This window comes from Pseudomonas sp. C27(2019) (assembly GCF_008807395.1).
GTDB lineage: Bacteria > Pseudomonadota > Gammaproteobacteria > Pseudomonadales > Pseudomonadaceae > Denitrificimonas.
The window spans coordinates 1,527,283-1,545,014 of the sequence record NZ_CP043320.1 but is presented as its reverse complement, the minus strand read 5'-3'; the positions used below and the strand labels follow the sequence as shown (position 1 = coordinate 1,545,014).

Sequence of the window (17,732 nt, the reverse complement as noted above, 5' to 3'; positions counted from 1 at the left end):
TGCTATGTCGCAACGTTATGCTCCCGGTGTCCGTGTTGAAATTCGTGATGCCGAATGGCGAATTAAATGCATTGACCACACCTCTGACGGTGGCGAGCTGCTGACCTGCGAAGGCCTGTCTGAATTAGTCCGTGGCCGCGAAGCAACTTTCTTAACTAAAATCGAACCCAATATCCGCGTACTGGCACCGGAAGACACTGTTTTAGTCGATGACACCAGCAGCGCCTACCGTGCCAGCCGTTTATACCTTGCCACGCTCATCCGCCAAGCGCCGCCCGTCGATGAAAAAGTCTATCTGGGCCAACACGCCGCCCTAGATGTCATGGCCTATCAGCTCGAACCGGCACGCCAAGCCCTGCAGCAACCCCGTCAGCGTATTTTGATTGCCGACAGCGTAGGTCTGGGTAAAACCCTCGAAGCCGGTATTCTCGTTAGTGAATTGATTGCCCGTGGCAAAGGCAAACGCATTTTAGTGTTGGCGGTTAAATCCATGCTCAGCCAGTTTCAGCAGGAATTCTGGAACCGCTTTAGCATTGGTTTAACCCGTCTGGATTCCCAAGGTTTGCAGCGCGTGCGCAACCGTATCCCGACCAACCACAACCCGTTCCATTATTTTGACCGATCCATTATTTCCATTGATACGCTCAAACAAGACATCGACTACCGCCATTACCTTGAGCAGGCCTACTGGGACATCATCATTATTGACGAGGCGCACAACGTCGCCGAGCGCAGCAACCATTCCCAGCGCGCCCGTTTAGCCAAATTACTGGCCACCCGTTCCGATACCTTGATCATGCTCTCGGCTACACCGCACGACGGTAAACCAGAAAGCTTTGCCAGCTTGGTCAATATGCTCGACCCAACCGCCATCGCCAACCCATCGGACTACGCCAAAGAAGACTTTCGCGATAAAGGCTTGGTGGTGCGCCGTTTTAAAGAAGACATACGCGAGCAGCTGAACGACAGCTTCCCTGACCGCGATATCGACACCTTAAAAACCCCCGCCAGCCTGCCCGAAGAGCACGCCTACCAAACCCTACTCGACACCGAATTCCAAACCCTAAAAGGCGCTGGGGCAGGGCAGTTGTTTCGCACCACTTTAACCAAAGCTTTGTTTTCCAGTCCGGCGGCTTTATTAAGCACCGTGAGCAATCGCGCCCAACGTTTACAAAGAAACCTCGCCAGCGCCAAAACCGCAGAACAACGTCAAGCCATTAACAGTGACTTAGACAACCTGCACACGCTAGCCAATGCCGTACACAACATTGATGCCAACAGCTTCAGCAAATACCAACAGCTAGTGCGCTTATTAAATGCCGACACAACGGAAGGCCAAGCCTTCAACTGGAACCCCAAAGACGCCACTGACCGCTTAGTGATCTTTACCGAAAGCATTCCGACGCTTGAGTTTTTAGCACAGCACCTGCCCAAAGACTGCAAACTCAAGAAAGACCAAGTGCTGATTCTGCGCGGCGATATGAGCGACAAAGACCTGGCCAACACCGTTGATACGTTCAACCAGCGCAACAGTCCCGCGCGTTTGCTGATTTGTTCTGATGTCGCCTCCGAAGGGATCAACTTGCATCACCTCAGTCACCGCATGGTGCACTTTGATATTCCTTGGTCCTTGATGGTGTTCCAACAGCGCAACGGCCGGATTGACCGCTATGGCCAAAGCCGCCAGCCGCTGATTCGTTATTTGCTCACCGACAGCGATAACCCAAAAATCAAAGGCGATAACCGCATTCTCGAAGTGCTGATTGAAAAAGACGCCCAAGCCGGTAAAAACATTGGCGACCCCAGCGAGTTCAGCCAGGAAGAAGGCGAGGCCATCACTGCCGAATTGATTGAGCGTGTCAGCAGTGATGACGACAACCTTGATGATCTGATCAATAACTTCTTCAGCGGCGTCGACAGCAGCGGCAATGCGCCGGTGGATTTACTCGATGCCTTTGCCCCCACAAGTACGGCACTGGCACTGGAAGACATGCTCGGCCAGCGTCCAAAAATATTTAACAGCGATATCGACTACGCCAGCGCCGCGGTCAACTGGCTGCAACAAGAAGCCGGTGTGCCATTACAAGTGGCAATCGACGGTGACAGCTTGCACCTCACCGCACCCAATGATCTAAAACAACGCCGCCGCTTTTTACCCCGTGAAGTCTGGCCCGAAGATGACCGCTTTGCCCTGACCAGCAACCGCGCGCGCATCAGTGAAGAACTCAAACGCTGCCGTGAAGAAGACAGCCCTTGGCCGCAGATTCACTACCTCTGGCCGCTGCACCCGGTGATGCAATGGCTCTACGACCGTTCGCTGAATGCCTTTGGCCGCCATACCGCGCCGGTGATTCGCCTGCCGCAGCAGCTGCAAGGCAACGAACACTGGGTCTTGCTGCACGGTGGCTTCCCCAACCGTCGCGGGCAAATGCACCTGCAAAGCTGGTGCGCGGTACACATTCAAGATCAGCAAGTGATTAACAGCTGCAATTTGCCTGAGTTTCTCCAGCGCATTGATCTCAATACACTGGTCAATCCCGGCCGCCGCAGCGACACCCGCGCGCTGGCTCAACTGCTGCCCATCGCCATTCACCAAGCCCAACAACAGCTGCAAGTTGAGCGCGACAACTATGAGCAGCGCAGCAATGCCACGTTAAACAAGCAGTATGATGCCCTCGAAGCCCTCAAAGCCAAGCACACCCAGCAAATGGAAATGGACTTAAGCAGCGTCACTGGCAGCCAATTAGACAGCCAGCGCGCCAACCGTCAAAGCGAAATTGATCGTCTGTTTGACGATTACTGGGAGTGGCTGGAAAACACCCAGATCATTGAAAAACAACCTTACCTGCAAGTGGCCGCCGTATTCACCGGCCTGCCACATGCCGCCGCAGGAGCCGACAGCGCAACAGGAGCCGCACAATGAACCTCACTGGCATCAGCAATGAAAACGAATTTTACAGCCAGCACTATATGGCTGAAATTTTCGCCGGTGACAGCGATGTCAAAGCGCTCCTGGAAAACTGGCAGCAACAAGAAACCAGCGCCCGCGAACAAGCCGTTACCGAGCAGGATAAACGCAACGCTTGGCGCACACCGTGGAACCGCCTCCAGCACAGCGCCCGCGATACCTTATTGTTGCTCGACGAATACAGCCGCAATCACAAACCACACGAACAGCTCGAACTCGGCCGCGACCTGCTCAGCCAAACCTTGGCGATTTTAAACTTGCCCTATGCACCGCGCGCGCACTACATCGAACACACACAAAGCTATTTACCGCTGCTCGGTGAGTTAAAAAACAGCCAAGGCGAGCCACTGTTATGGATTCTGGAAGCCCAGCCGCTAGGTGATCAGTACGATGCCGACAGCGACCCCTTAGCTTTACCGCTGCACAGCGCCCAGCTTGAAAACCTGCCGCAATACCATGCCGATACCAGCAAAAGCGCACGCAACGGCAACCCAGACAACTGGCAAAAGCTGCTTTCCAGCACCGTCTTTAGCCAAACGCTGCCGCCGCGCTGGGTGATTCTCGCCAGCCCGCACCAATGGTTATTAATCGACCGCAGCAAATACGCCCAGAACCGCCTGATTCGTTTTAACTGGCAAGAGCTGCTCAGCCGCCGCGAAACCGAAACCCTCAAAGCCGTCAGCGTGCTGCTGCACAAAGAGTCTTTACTCGACGCCAAAGGGCAAACCCTGCTCGACACCCTCGATGAAAACGCCCATAAACATGCCTATGGTGTCTCCGAGGATTTAAAATACGCCTTGCGTGAATGCATCGAGCTGCTCGGTAATGAAGCCACCCAGCAACTTATTGCCCTCGCCAGTCAACAAAACCGTGGCATTTGGAGCGGCAAAAACCAGCTCGACCCCGATGAGCTGTCGCGCCAGTGTTTACGCTATATGTACCGCTTACTGTTTTTGTTTTATATCGAAGCCCGCCCCGAGCTGGGCTACGCGCCGACCAGCAACGATGTCTACCTTAAAGGCTATTCTTTAGAGCACCTGCGCGAGCTGGAACTGATGCCGCTGACCAGCGAACAAGAGCGCCAAGGCCGTTACTTTAATGACTCCCTCAACATCCTCTTTATGTTGGTGGCCAATGGCACGCCCGATCAGCAGCAGCACCATGCCGACTTACTCAGCACCGCCAGCCAAACCGGCCGCGATGCCTTTAGCATGGCACCGCTCAAATCGCACTTATTCGACCCTAAACACACCGCTTTGCTGGCCAAAGTGGTGTTTCCTAACCATCTCTTGCAGCGCATTATTCAGCTGATGTCGCTCAGCCGTCCGGCCAAAGGCAAACGCCGCCGTGGCCGTATTTCCTACGCGCAACTGGGCATTAACCAACTCGGTGCCGTGTATGAGGCGCTGCTCAGCTACCGGGGGTTTTTCGCCCTTGAAGACCTTTACGAAGTACAAAAAGCCGGCGAGACATACAACCTGCTCGATACCGGCTATTTCGTTAATGCCGCCGCCTTAGAGCACTACAAAGACGACGAAAAAGTCTACGAACAACACAGCAGCGATGCCTACGGCCACAAAAGCCTGAAAAAATACCCCAAAGGCACCTTTATTTACCGTATGGCAGGGCGTGACCGAGAAAAGTCAGCCTCTTATTACACGCCCGAAGTATTAACCAAAAGCTTGGTCAAATACGCCCTCAAAGAGCTTTACGCCCAGCAGCTTGAACCCTTGGCCAACGATCGTCAGCGTGCCGAGCGCCTCTTGCAGTTCACCGTCTGCGAGCCTGCCATGGGCAGCGCCGCCTTCTTAAACGAAGCCATTAACCAGCTCGCTGAGAAATACCTAGAGCTGATGCAAAGCGCGCAAAATGAGCGCATTCCCCAGCAGCAGTATGTGGCTGAGCTGCAAAAGGTCAAAATGTATCTGGCCGATAACAACGTCTACGGCATTGACCTCAACCCTGTGGCGGTGGAGCTGGCCGAAGTCTCGCTGTGGCTCAACGCCTTATCTGCTGACCGCTTTGTGCCCTGGTTTGGCATGCAGCTGTATAACGGTAACTCGCTGATTGGCGCGCGCCGCGAAGTCTATAAAACCAGCCAAACCGCAGCGAAAAACAACGACTCCCAGCAATGGCTGCAAAGCGCACCGCAGGCCATCGCCATGAGTCAGCCGCGCAGTGCAGGGCAGATTTGGCACTTTTTATTGCCCGCCGCCGGTATGGCCCACTACAAAGATAAAGAAGTCAAAAGCCTCTATCCCGAGCCGTTCAAACAGCTCAGCGAGTGGCGCAAAAACTTTTTAAAACCGCTGGATGCCGATGAGCAGCGCCGCCTCGAAGCACTCAGCGCCAAGGTTGAACAACTCTGGCAACTGCACGCCGCCCAGCAGCGCGAGATTCGTCAAAAAACCAGCGACCCTTACGATATTTATGGCATGCCCAGCACCGGCCGCACTCAAACCAGTTTGGATTACAAAGACCAAGTTCTGGCGCAAGAGCTTTACGCCCGCGACTTAAGCAACAGCAGCGCCTTTGGCCGCTTAAAACTGGCGATGGATTACTGGTGCGCCCTGTGGTTTTGGCCCATCGAACAAGCAGGCGACTTACCCAGCCGTGAAGAATGGTTGTTTGAGCTGGAAAGCCTGCTGCTTGGCGACACCATTGGCGTGCGTGCCAGTGAGCAACACGACCTCTTTGCCAGCACGCAAAACCCCGAAGAGGGCAAACGCTTTATCAGCCAACACGGCGTGGTCGACACCCAACTGCTCAAGCAAGCCTTCCCGCGTTTTGATTTGGTGGAGCAACTGGCCAACCTGCATAAGTTCTTCCACTGGACTTTGCAGTTTGCCGATGTCTTTGCTGGTGCGCCGCAAGCAGATGAAACAACTCCAGCCCATGACGGTGGTTTTGATTTGATGCTGGGGAATCCGCCGTGGTTAAAAGTCGAGTGGAACTCCGGCTCGGTGCTGGGTGACTTTGAGCCGATGTTTATTCTGCGCAAATTCACCGCGCCACAAATGGCGAAACTGCGTGATGAAAAATTTGCCGATAACCCTGCGATTGTGAGCACTTGGCTGGCTGAATATGAGCAAAGTGAAGGGACGCAGCTGTTCTTAAACGATGTCTGTAACTACCCACTGTTACAAGGTGTGCAAACCAATCTGTATAAGTGCTTTTTACCGCAGGCGTGGAGCAATACCAGCGCCCAAGGCGTCAGTGGCTTTTTGCATCCGGAAGGGATTTATGATGATCCTAAAGGCGGTGGTTTAAGAAAGGCGATTTATCCACGATTAAGGGCACATTTTCAGTTTCATAATGAAATGTCATTGTTCTCTGAAGTACACCATGCAACGACGTATAGCATTAATATTTATGGTTCGTGCCAGCACGATTTAGCTTTTAGGCACCTTGCTAATCTATTCGTTGCTGCAACTATTGACTCTTGTTTTGTGCATGATGGCCAAGGCGAAGTAACAGGGCTTAAAGAAGAGTTTATTGCTGCTAATGGAGCGGTTAGATCAGCCTGGAATACTCAAGGTCATAATGATCGAATTATTCACGTGACTGAAAAAGAACTTGCATTGTTTGCCCAGCTTTATGACGAAGCAGGTACTGAGCCTTTAGCTGCTCGTTTACCGGCTTTGCATGCTAAGCAATTGCTTGCTGTATTGGAAAAGTTTGCTGCTCAACCTAAACGTTTAGGTGACTTAAAAAACCTAGTAACTTCAACCGTCATGTTCGATGAAACTTACGCGCAACGTGATGGCATTATACGCAGAGAAACCAGTTTTCCAGATGATACTAACCAGTGGGTGCTCTCGGGGCCACACTTTTTCGTAGGCAGTTCTTTTTATAAAACCCCGCGAGAGCAATGCATGTTAAGTAGTCATTACGATGGAGTTGATTTGGCTACTATTCCTGAAAATTACCTACCACGTACTAACTATGTACCTGCTTGCAGTCCAGATGAATATCGTGCTTTTACCCCCAAAGTTAATTGGATTGATAAGGGTGCAACGGAGCCTAAGCGTATAACGGAATATTATCGATTTGTTAATAGGCGTATGTTTGGCTCTTCATCAGAACGGTCATTTATAGGAACGCTTATTCCACCGAACGTAGCAAACATTAATACTGTTGTTGCCACAGCAGTTTCTGATAGTAAAATCTTATCAAACTTTGCGGCTTCGACTTATTCAGTCTGCTTTGATTTTTTCCTAAAAAGCACCGGTAAAAGTGATTTGTACGGTGCGCTGCTTGCTACTTTTCCGCTACTAGAAAATGGGCGCATGCAGCTCTTAGGGCTAACATTAAACTGTATTACCAATCACTACGCCGACCTTTGGAGCGACTGCTGGAACCCAGCCTTCACCCAACAAAGCTGGAGCATCCGCCCCGACAGCGACCACCCCGGCGCACAGGTTTTGCCACAAGACTTCTTTAACCAGCTCACCCCAAACTGGCAACGCCACTGCGCCCTACGCAGCGACTACGCCCGCCGCCAAGCCCTAGTAGAAATCGACGTCCTCGTCGCCCAAGCCCTCGGCCTCAGCCTCGACGAATTGCTCACCATCTACCGCGTCCAGTTTCCCGTCATGCGCCAATACGAAGCCGACACCTGGTACGACCAAAACGGCCGCATCATCTTCACCCCCAGCAAAGGCCTCGTCGACGTCGGCCTCCCCCGCACCGCCCGCAAAACCGACCTCGACAACGGCATCAGCTACACCATAACCATCGCCAATCCCGAAGCCGCCGCTTCCCCTGTACGAGCGGGCCACGCCCGCGATAGCGATAACCCAGAACCATCTAATGCAGGTCAGGCTTCAGCCCAACAAGTCGGGATAAATCCCGACCTACAAAACAACGAACCCCCTGCACAAGCGGATTACTCACCTGTACGAGCGGGCCATGCCCGCGACAGCAATACCCCAGACACCACCACAACCACCGAACAAGGCATCGCCCTCGGCTGGAACGACATCCAACACCTAACCGCCGGCGACACCGTCAGCAAAACCTACACCGACACCACCCAATCCACCGGCCCCGTACAACGCACCATCACCTACCAAGCCCCATTCTTCAAACCCAACAGAGAAGAAGACTACGCCACCGCGTGGGCGTTTTTTGCGGGAGAGGGCCAATAATGGACATTAAAAAAATACAACACATCCTCGGTCAATTGACTGAGGTAAATGAACAGCTGATTTCCCTTGCCGATGATATCTGGCTGGATATCGATCCACGTAATAATGAATCCATAACGGCCGGTGCTCAATTTCTTCAAGACTATAACCAGTCCACGCAACAGTTGAGCCAAACCGCCGCGGCGATAGAGCAGCAACTCAGCCAGTATTTTCAACAAGACAGCGCAAGCCTGCAGCCGGTTATTGAGCACGGCAGCGACGATGCTCAGAAAAACCAACGGATGATTAAAGAGCTCGACCGCAGCCAAGCCTATTCGTTGCGTGACAACTTCACCTTTAAACGCCCCTACGGTTTTGTCCTGAACGGCATCGCCTATACCCAAATCACCACTTGGAAAGCGATCTATCTAAAAGTGCTGGATATTTTGTACAGCACCAACCCCGATAAATTCGCAGCCTTAGTCACCGAGCAACGCTTCATCAGCAATCGCGGCAACCCCTTATTCGCACATCAAAAAGAAAAGCTGCGTGTGGCTCATGCTTTAACCGCTGGCTTTTACACCGAAGTAAACATGTCCGCAAACACCATTAAAGACACACTGATACAAGTGCTTGATTATTTTTATATTGATGAAAACAGCATGAGAATTTATTTACGCGAAGATCGGGATGCATAGTTAGCAATTCCATTTTGTGTAAGCAAATATTTAAGTATTTGGAGGAGTGATTTTGGAAAGTTTTTTTTCTTTGACAGGCTTGTTTGAAGCAGTCAAGCCGAGTGACAGTATTAGCCAGCTTATTGTTTATTCCATGCTTACGATTACTGGACTGTATGGGGGTTTTCTACTTTTCTATTTGATAATTAAAAAAAATCAACGCACAGAAACCATTATAAAACTGTTGTCTGAACAGAATGAACAAGGTGCAGCGTTAAAAGCCAATCTTAAAAATCAAATTGACGAGTTAAAAGACAAGGTATTTAAAAATAAATGGTTTCAATTTGAACAGCATTTAGTTAGCAACCCAACAAAAACAAAAGTTTTTACTACGCTTGATAGTAAATATTTTTTCAATAGTCAGAGTCTTTATCCTTGGTTAAGTAATAACCGGTTTATAGTTTCAGTGCCGAGCATATTAGTCGCTATCGGTGTTTTAGGTACATTTGTTGGTCTAGTGATTGGATTGAAAGGTCTTGATATTGATACAAATAACACAGCAGTTCTCAAAACTGGAATTAATCAGCTCATTGGTAGCGCATCCATAGCATTCACTACTTCTGTATGGGGTGTGTTTTTAAGTTTACTCGCAGGAGTTTTCGAAAGGGCGCTAGAAAGAAAAGCGTATACCTCTGTTGAAAAGCTAAATGTGCAGTTAGCACAAATGTTTCCAATGATCTCAAATGAGCAGTCGTTGCTGCATATTGAAGACTATAGCGAGCAAAGCACATCTGCTTTACAAACTCTGCATGAGAAAATTGGTTCCGAGTTGCAAAAGTCTGTGACCAATATGGGTGAGCAAATGCAGGCCGCATTGACTAGCTCTCTCAACAGTATTATGAAACCTGCGATTGATAGTTTGGTGAATAATACACAGCAACAATCTTCCCAGGTGCTAGAAGGGCTAATGAATGAGTTTGTAGGTGGCATGCGTCAAGCAGGGCAAGCACAAACTCAAGAAATGAATGGTGCAGCTAAGGCAGTGCAGGATTCTATGCAGCAAATCAGTGAGCAACTGCACCAAGTTTTTGAGCGGTTAAATAACCAACAAGATCAGTTTTTAGCTAAATCTACTGAGCAGCAAAACCAGCAACAGGAGCAACAGAAAAAGCTGCAAGAGAACTTAGTAGCGATGCTGCAAGAGCAGCAAACAAAACAAAAGGATTGGGCTGCAGATAATCAACAGCAGGCTAAAGAGACACAGCAACAGCATCAAGAACTCATTAACAATGTATCTGTCCAGCAACAAGGTTTAATTCAACAGCTGACAGCGCAGCAGCAAGAAGTACGGCAGCAAGCTGAAACACGCGAGCAAATAAGGCAAGAGCAAGTCAGCGCAACGATTCAGGAGTTGGGAAAAGAGCAGGCAGGCTTACTTGCTGAGTTAGCCGAGCTCAGTCGAAACTCTGCTGAGCAGAACCGTTTATTGGTTGAGCATCATAAGCAGTTAAGCACCCATTTAGGGCAAGCTATAAAAGGCATGGAAAGTAGCAGCCAGAACCTCGAAAGCACCAGTCAACAGCTAGGGTTGCTTTCAAGCAATACTCGGGCTGCAACGACAGAATTGGCTGGAGCTTTGGAAGTGTTAACTACAGGGCTTGCTAAAACCAGTGAGGAAAACAGTCAGCTTGCTGGTCATTTAATTCAGCAAAGCCAGCAGTTAAAAAGTTTACAAGACAATTTGCTTGGAACAGCAAGCGAGTTGAGGGTAGCTGCAGAGTCTGCAAGTCAAGGCTTTAGCCAGCTTGAAGAGCAACAAAAAAGTTTCTTAATAGGTTTGCGTAAAGAGTTTGGTGACACGCTTGAGGCGTTTACGGATCAGGTGCAGGGACTTGAAAAGCAAACAGAAGAATGGCTAAGAACATATAGCAATGAAGTTAACAGCCAAACGGTTGAGCGCATGCAAGTTTGGAACGAACAAACTATAAGTTTTGCTGAAGAAATGAAAAGTGCGGTTAGTATGATCAGTGACTTGGTTGATGATATTGAGCAAAAGGTAGAGACCCATGCGTAAGTATCAGCCGGCAAGTCCAGTCGATGAAGAAAACCCGTACTGGATGTCGTTTTCCGACATCATGTCAGCGCTGTTGGTGGTTTTTATTCTTGCTGCGATTGCTTTAATGGTTCAGCTGATGGAAACCGAGGGGAAGTTCGATAAAAAGATCGAGGTATTGGAGGCCGCTGAAAAGATTCGGAAAACTATTCTAGACGAAGCTGCTGAAGAACTTGCTAAACGAGGTATTCAAGTTGTTGTAAGTGAAAACGACAGCGTGCTGCGTGTACCAAATGACCTTTTAGGCTTTGATACAGCTGCTTATGATATTCAGCCAGAATACCGCAGGACTGCATATTCGATTGGAGAGGTGTTGCACCAAGTTATCAGTCATGAGGATCGGCTTGATTATCTGGACACTGTTTTTGTAGAAGGGCATACCGATAATCGACTTTATAATGGTCTTATGGGTACAGGCAACTGGGGGCTTTCCACCTTCAGAGCCATTTCCTTGTGGCAATATTGGAGCGATGCATTACCTGCACAAGGTAGTTTGCAAGCTATGTTCAATAAAGATAATAAGCCTTTGTTTTCTGTAAGTGGTTATGGTGAAACACGGCCAGTGACAAAAAAGCAGGAGACAGATGAAGAGCTTAGCGCTAATCGACGCATTGATATCCGTATCACTATTCGAAGGCCTAAAAGCGAAGAAATTAAGTCTGCTCAAAATGAAAATGCTGAGAACCAAGATGAAACTACCTAGCCTGAGTGAAATACAGTTAGCTGAGTGGCCAGGGAATACTTTTCAGCAATGGAAAGAAGTAATAGAGCAGGTTCGCAGCGAAGGTACTGGTACACAATCAGCACGTTTCTATGAGCGAGTAGATGAGATTAAAGCTTGGGTTAATGGCGGTGGCTCAGCGGCAGAATTTATAAGCTTTTTAGAAGACCGTCTTACGTTGCGAGCGCTGACTTGGCTATGGCTGAATGATGAGTCCATGCGGAGTCATTTATTGCGCACAGACATCATAGAATATTTAAAGCAAAGGACAGGTTGGCTAGGTCGTTTAATTACAATCCAGCTGATGAGCCTTTATTTAAAATTTTACAAGCAGCTTGAAAATTTAAGCAAGCATACCGCAGGTTTATTACAAGCACTAAAAGTTCTCTTAATAAAGCAGCTTGAGTATTTCTCAGTAAGAAGAAAAAAACGGAATCAAACAGCAGTTAAAAATCTGTTTGATGCCTTTGTTGAGCATCAAGACATGCTGTTATCAGATAATGCCGTGCTAGAAACTGTCGATTATGCGGCGAAACGAAATCTCGATTTGCAGGATTTGTTTGAGAGATATAGTCATTTGTGGTGTATGAGGGGAAAAGAGGGTGGCGTATCCTGTTGATTGTTTCGACCAAGAAATAATTAACAGTAGAGCGATACGCCATGACAAATACTACCCTGAATGTTCTTTCACAACCAGATGAAACTGGCACTGATGTGCTAACTGCTTTATTGCGTAATGGTGCTCGCCAGCTCATTGCGCAAGCAGTTGAAGTAGAGCTGCAGCAACTGCTGCAAGCTCATGAAGAACTGCGTTTACCCGATGGCCGCAAAGCTGTGGTGCGTAACGGCTATTTGCCTGAGCGCAGCATCCAAACGGGCATTGGCGATGTTGATATCAAGGTGCCAAAAGTGCGTGATCGTAGCTGCTCTGGTATTCGTTTTACCAGCGCACTGCTACCGCCATACCTCAAGCGTGCCCGCAGCGTTGAAGAGTTATTACCGTGGCTGTATCTCAAAGGTATTTCCACTGGAGACTACCAAGAAGCCCTAGCAGCCTTGCTGGGTGAGAATGCCAAAGGCCTGTCAGCTAACACCATTTCCAGGCTCAAGGAACGCTGGATTGATGAGCACCGAGAGTGGCGACAGCGCGATTTGAGTGACAAGCGCTACGCGTACCTTTGGGTTGACGGTATTTACAGCAACGTCCGCCTCGATGACCGCCTGTGCTTGCTGGTGGTGATGGGCGTGACAGAGCATGGCCGCAAGGAGCTGATTGCTGTTGAAGAAGGCTATCGTGAGTCTGAAGCCAGCTGGCTTGAGCTGCTGAATGGCCTGGTTGCGCGTGGGCTTACGACCTGCCCAAAGCTGGCAACAGCTGACGGCGCATTGGGCTTCTGGAAAGCCCTGAGTAAGGTTTATCCGCAGACCAAACAACAACGCTGCTGGGTGCATAAAACGGCCAATGTGCTCAATAAATTGCCCAAAGCAGTACAGCCCAAAGTGAAGGAGGCACTGCATGATATTTGGATGGCTGAGACGCGTGAGAAGGCTCATAAAGCCTTTGATATAGCGCTGGAAAGGTTTACTGCTAAGTACCCACGCGCAATGGAATGCTTAGCTAAAGACCGTGAGAGCATGTTGGCTTTCTACGATTTTCCAGCAGAACATTGGGTGAGTATACGCACCACCAACCCAATTGAATCTGCCTTCGCTACAGTACGTTTAAGAACCAGCAAAACTCGCAACTGCGGTTCAAGAAACACAACCCTAGCAATGGTTTATAAATTGCTGCAATCAGCGCAGAAGCGCTGGAACCGCCTGAAAGGATTTCAACTGCTAACCCTCGTGGTCAATAACGTTAAATTCCAAGACGGCGAACAAGTAATGGAGCAATCAGACAGGAAAACCGCCTGATGCTCGTACACCAGATTTGACCATAACTCTTTGTTTGATCAGCTTGGTTTAAAAGGTTTTGATACAGGGCGCTTTGCTGAGCAGTGTCGCTATTTGTTCTACATCAAAAAAATCGAGAGTTTGGCTGAAGGACAATGGGATTCTGTACTGGTAGAAATACAACGCAGATCAGTTTTTAATGCGCCTTACGACGGTCAGAAACTGTTAGGGCACGTGGCTATGCAGCTGCTGATTGATAAAGTTACTGTTAGCCCGACCGATAACTGGCTTAAAGTCTTGCTTGAAATCGCTGGTGATCCACGCATTAGCAACACAGCCGGCAACTTTCGTAAGTGGTGGCAGCCTTTAGGTGAGCAAAGAATTTCACGAGTTCGAAGCTGGCTAGCTAAAGAGGATTTGCGCTTGTTCCTTGAGGCAGTAGAAGCGTATGGGGTGAGCTCGAATGATGAAGCGCTGCAACGGATGTTTCCAGCGCGCAAAAGATTTTTGGAGGGATTGTTTGAGCAGGGAATTATTCGAAATGCACGTTTAATGCTAGGCACTCGCGCTGCAGGGTTTGTTAATAGAAGTATCAGTAAAGAAAGTAAAATTAGCTATATACCCTTAACTGGCATGACGGATACGGCCGTTATCTATTTAGACTGTGGCGATTTTTATTTAATTCAAGGGTCACACAGTTTTAAAATATGGTTGTATCTCGCCAAGCCAACGGAATTGTTTGATTCTTACAATCCTAAAGTTAAATTAACACACTCTGAACTTATACATAAAATTCCAGCAAGTTATCGACAAAAATATCCGGGCTGGCCCTATAGAGATATTACTCATCACGAAAATACCTGGCGAAATGAAGTTGTTGAGTTTTTATACGGTAACGGTATTAAAATCGACCTTGAAAAAATAATGAACCGTGAAGATTATAAGTATTATATAAGTAGGTTTGGTCATCCTTACTTGCGCGAAAGGCAGTATAAATAATATCTGAAAGTTATTGAATAGGTGTGGGACGTGAGCATTATAAATACGCTTAGAGCTTTGCTTGGTAATAAGGCCTCAGAATCATCGAATATCTATCAAGTGACAGCTAACTCCGAGGGATTATTATATGCCACTGCACCTGAGTTATTTTCGGCACTCGAAAATGCTCAAAAAACCTCTTTACAACATACCATTTTGAAAATGCTTGTAGAGCAAGGTTTAGCTACAGCGTTGCCCAATGGTTTTTTACTGCCAAAAGAGGTGGTGTGTGCTCAGCTTGGTGATAGCGAAGTTGAAGATCTTGAGTATGCAAATATTTTAGGCATTGAGCGGCGACAAAAGCTGAAGTTTATAGCGCAGCCACGCAGTTTTACTACTCAAAAAGACTTTTCAGTAACATTATTAGTTGAGTCGGCAGAGCACGGTGAGCTTCCTGTTGAGTTAAAAGGGCCTTATATAAAACTGCCAGGCAACAGGCATGCACGTTTAAACACTGGTGAGTTGATTGGTCTAGAAGCATGGCAGCAGCATCAAGAACTCACTGCTGAGCAGCGCAGCGAGTTAAAGAATCTGCGCTTAATAGCGCAGCTACAGCTCGCTAAAGATTCTGGAATGGATATTGATTTAAAACACTTTGAGGAGTTCATTGTAAAAGTTCCTGAAAGTATAGGTGTGCATGTTCATCGCAACAGTGATGATAGTTTAACGCTCCGTCCCAGTATCGATTCATTAACCAATGAACAATTAGAGTCACGCTGGGGACAGGTGATTGGTTCGCCAGACAGTGGCGCGTTACGCGTTGAGAATACTATTGTTTTGCTGGATAAGAAAAAGCGTCAAGCGATTGATGAGATCTTCAGCAATCAACATATCTCTAAGGATCAGGTTAAGAATTTTATTGAAAATCCGAGTGCTTTTTTAGATGCGAGCTTAATTGATTTGGATGTAGGGTTCTCCACGCGAGTAACTGGCATTGGTGAGCTGGTTTTTCTTTCTTTTGGTGAGCTCGATAGTGAAAAAACAGATTGGTTCAGTGATGCTCTAATTGAAAAACAGCCAATAAAAAACCTTGATGCAGTTATTAAATGCCCTGAAGATTTGCAACGATTCGCAGAGCAGTACAAGGCTGCGCGGGCCAGTAATGCGACGGTTATGCAGTTTGACGGAAAAACTGTTGATATCAGTAAGCCTTCAGAGGTCACTCAGCAGATAGAGAGTTTAGGGGCTCGTTATGCTGAAGGTGAGTTTGATGATGGCGAGAGTACTAGGCTAGACGACAGCCCCAGTAGTGAGCAAGAAAATGCTGAGCCAGCCAAAAGATGGACGCTTTTGCTCGAAACTGCTGAAGAGAAAAACAAATATTTACTTGAGCTAGCCAACCAAGAATTTGACTCTAATCAGATTGACTGGCAAGCCTGCCAGCGTGATCCCTACCCACACCAGCGTAAAGGTGTTGAGTGGGCTGTTAGCTTAATCAGTCAAGCGCTAACAAGGAGTGAGCAGCCTGTACGTATCGAAGGCGCGCTATTAGCGGATGACATGGGGTTAGGTAAAACCTATATGTCATTAGTCGCAACAAACGAATATTACCGTTTGCTTGATCAGCAAGAGAAAACTCATAAACCCATTTTGGTTGTTGCGCCACTTAGCTTATTAGAAAACTGGGAAGATGAAGTGGCTGTGACATTTAAAAAGTCACCATTTACTGACATCCAGATTTTACAGTCAGGTAAAAATTTAAATAAGTTTCGTGTTGCAGGTGTTGAGCGTGAGTCAGTCCAGCTCACTGAGCAAATAAATGAGCGTGAAGGCAGCGAGCAAGGTACACCTGAAATTAAATATGCATTGCATGTTGGGCAAGAAGCAGGTTTGAAACGTTTAGATATGCCTAGACGTTTAGTCATTACCACTTACGATACTTTGCGCTCATACCAGTTCTCCTTGTGCAAAGTGGACTGGGGTTTGGTGTTTTTTGATGAAGCGCAAAACATTAAAAACCCGAATACTTTGCAAACTCGAGCTGCTAAAGCATTAAAAGCTGACTTTAAAATGCTGGTAACCGGCACACCAGTAGAGAACAGTTTGGCTGACTTTTGGTGTTTACTGGATACTGCTCAGCCCGGTTTATTAGGTGACTGGCCTGTTTTTCGTGAGAACTGGGTTTCCCCAATTGTGAGAGCTGGAGCTGAAGAAAAAGAGAATAAACGTATAGAAATCGGTGAGCAGCTGCGCAATGCCACCGGTACATTTATGTTGCGACGCACCAAAGAAGAAGAGCTGCCGGGTTTGCCAGAAAAGCGCTCATTTGTAGGAAAACTGCTGCAGAAAAACGCAGTCAATACAGAGCTTTTAGAGTATTTAGGACAAGATATGCGGGGTACTCAGCTTAAAGAGTATGACGGTATCTTAAGCGGCTATCAGCAGCAGGTCGGAACACAAGAAAAAGGGGCAGCGCTCACGGCTCTAGCAGCATTGCGTAATATTAGCTTGCACCCAGAGCTACAGAGTCCCGGCACTTTGAATATGATGACTGCCAAGCAAGGGCTCGAGTTTGTATCTGGCTCAGCCAAGCTCATTGCCCTCAAGAAAGTACTGGATGCAATTCAAAACAAAAAAGAAAAAGTCATTATATTTACGATTAATAAGCGTCTGCAGCTAATGCTCAAGCAAGCGCTAGATGTACTCTACAGTTTAAAAATCGACATTATTAATGGTGACACTAAAACTGTAGAGAGTAACAGTGGGCGTGAGTCACTTACTCGGAAAAGCATGATTAAGCAGTTTGAAGCTAAGCCTGGCTTCAACATTATTATCATGTCACCGATCGCCGCAGGAGTCGGCTTGACCATTGTGGGTGCTAACCATGTGATTCATCTGGAGCGACACTGGAACCCGGCAAAAGAGGCACAGGCTACTGACCGCGTCTATCGAATCGGACAAGAAAAAGATGTCTGTATTTACTATCCCTTTAGCCTGCATCCTAATAAGCAATCATTTGATGAGCATTTGGCGTTGCTACTGGATCGGAAACACTTGTTAAAAGAGGCTGTGGTTACCTCTGAGCAGGTTAAAGAAGCTGATGTAATAAAAGGAATGTTTAGCTGATTTATTACTGTACTCTATCAATGGGACTATTTTCCTGTTCTGGAATTTGAAGAGCGCAGTCAAACCAACAGCTACGCGCCTGATTATATCTTGCAGCGCTATGCCAGTTGGTTGTGGCGTGATGAGG

At 47.9% G+C, this 17,732-nt stretch carries 9 protein-coding genes; all 9 read left to right on the top strand.

The annotated features are described in order from the left end of the window. Window positions 1-4 precede the first annotated feature (4 nt). The 9 genes from FXF61_RS06980 to FXF61_RS06940 are packed head-to-tail and all read left to right on the top strand — an operon-like array spanning window position 5 to window position 17,605. Window positions 5-2,923 (top strand): DEAD/DEAH box helicase, encoded by a 2,919-nt coding sequence (locus FXF61_RS06980; protein WP_151184592.1) that lies wholly within the window; start codon window positions 5-7, stop codon window positions 2,921-2,923. Further along, window positions 2,920-8,118 carry a DNA methyltransferase gene (locus tag FXF61_RS06975; RefSeq protein WP_151184591.1) on the top strand — a complete coding sequence of 1,733 codons (5,199 nt, stop codon included), beginning with the start codon at window positions 2,920-2,922 and terminating at the stop codon, window positions 8,116-8,118. Before FXF61_RS06980 ends, FXF61_RS06975 begins: the two co-directional genes overlap by 4 nt. Then, window positions 8,118-8,795 carry a hypothetical protein gene (locus FXF61_RS06970; RefSeq protein ID WP_151184590.1) on the top strand — a complete coding sequence of 226 codons (678 nt, stop codon included), beginning with the start codon at window positions 8,118-8,120 and terminating at the stop codon, window positions 8,793-8,795. The genes FXF61_RS06975 and FXF61_RS06970 overlap by 1 nt, the downstream gene beginning before the upstream one ends. Window positions 8,796-8,847: 52 nt before the next feature. Further along, window positions 8,848-10,848: an anti-phage ZorAB system protein ZorA gene (zorA, locus tag FXF61_RS06965; RefSeq protein ID WP_151184589.1), complete on the top strand. Its 2,001-nt coding sequence runs from the start codon at window positions 8,848-8,850 to the stop codon at window positions 10,846-10,848. Continuing rightward, window positions 10,841-11,590 carry an OmpA family protein gene (locus FXF61_RS06960; RefSeq protein WP_151184588.1) on the top strand — a complete coding sequence of 250 codons (750 nt, stop codon included), beginning with the start codon at window positions 10,841-10,843 and terminating at the stop codon, window positions 11,588-11,590. The genes zorA and FXF61_RS06960 overlap by 8 nt, the downstream gene beginning before the upstream one ends. Next, complete coding sequence (locus tag FXF61_RS06955) at window positions 11,577-12,227, top strand: hypothetical protein (protein WP_151184587.1); 651 nt, start codon at window positions 11,577-11,579, stop codon at window positions 12,225-12,227. Before FXF61_RS06960 ends, FXF61_RS06955 begins: the two co-directional genes overlap by 14 nt. A 41-nt stretch (window positions 12,228-12,268) precedes the next feature. Further along, on the top strand, window positions 12,269-13,522 hold the full coding sequence (locus FXF61_RS06950; RefSeq protein ID WP_151184202.1) for an IS256 family transposase: 1,254 nt from the start codon (window positions 12,269-12,271) through the stop codon (window positions 13,520-13,522). Between the two features lie 30 nt (window positions 13,523-13,552). Continuing rightward, window positions 13,553-14,500: an EH signature domain-containing protein gene (locus FXF61_RS06945; protein WP_151184586.1), complete on the top strand. Its 948-nt coding sequence runs from the start codon at window positions 13,553-13,555 to the stop codon at window positions 14,498-14,500. A 30-nt stretch (window positions 14,501-14,530) separates the two neighbouring features. Then, window positions 14,531-17,605 carry a DEAD/DEAH box helicase gene (locus FXF61_RS06940; RefSeq protein ID WP_151184585.1) on the top strand — a complete coding sequence of 1,025 codons (3,075 nt, stop codon included), beginning with the start codon at window positions 14,531-14,533 and terminating at the stop codon, window positions 17,603-17,605. Window positions 17,606-17,732 lie beyond the last annotated feature (127 nt).

What these genes read in the sequence shown, in the direction of transcription:
- FXF61_RS06980 (WP_151184592.1), top strand. Translation starts at nt 5, where the DNA reads ATGTCGCAACGTTATGCTCCCGGTGTCCGTGTTGAAATTCGTGATGCC.
- FXF61_RS06975 (WP_151184591.1), top strand. Translation starts at nt 2,920, where the DNA reads ATGAACCTCACTGGCATCAGCAATGAAAACGAATTTTACAGCCAGCAC.
- FXF61_RS06970 (WP_151184590.1), top strand. Translation starts at nt 8,118, where the DNA reads ATGGACATTAAAAAAATACAACACATCCTCGGTCAATTGACTGAGGTA.
- FXF61_RS06960 (WP_151184588.1), top strand. Translation starts at nt 10,841, where the DNA reads ATGCGTAAGTATCAGCCGGCAAGTCCAGTCGATGAAGAAAACCCGTAC.
- FXF61_RS06955 (WP_151184587.1), top strand. Translation starts at nt 11,577, where the DNA reads ATGAAACTACCTAGCCTGAGTGAAATACAGTTAGCTGAGTGGCCAGGG.
- FXF61_RS06950 (WP_151184202.1), top strand. Translation starts at nt 12,269, where the DNA reads ATGACAAATACTACCCTGAATGTTCTTTCACAACCAGATGAAACTGGC.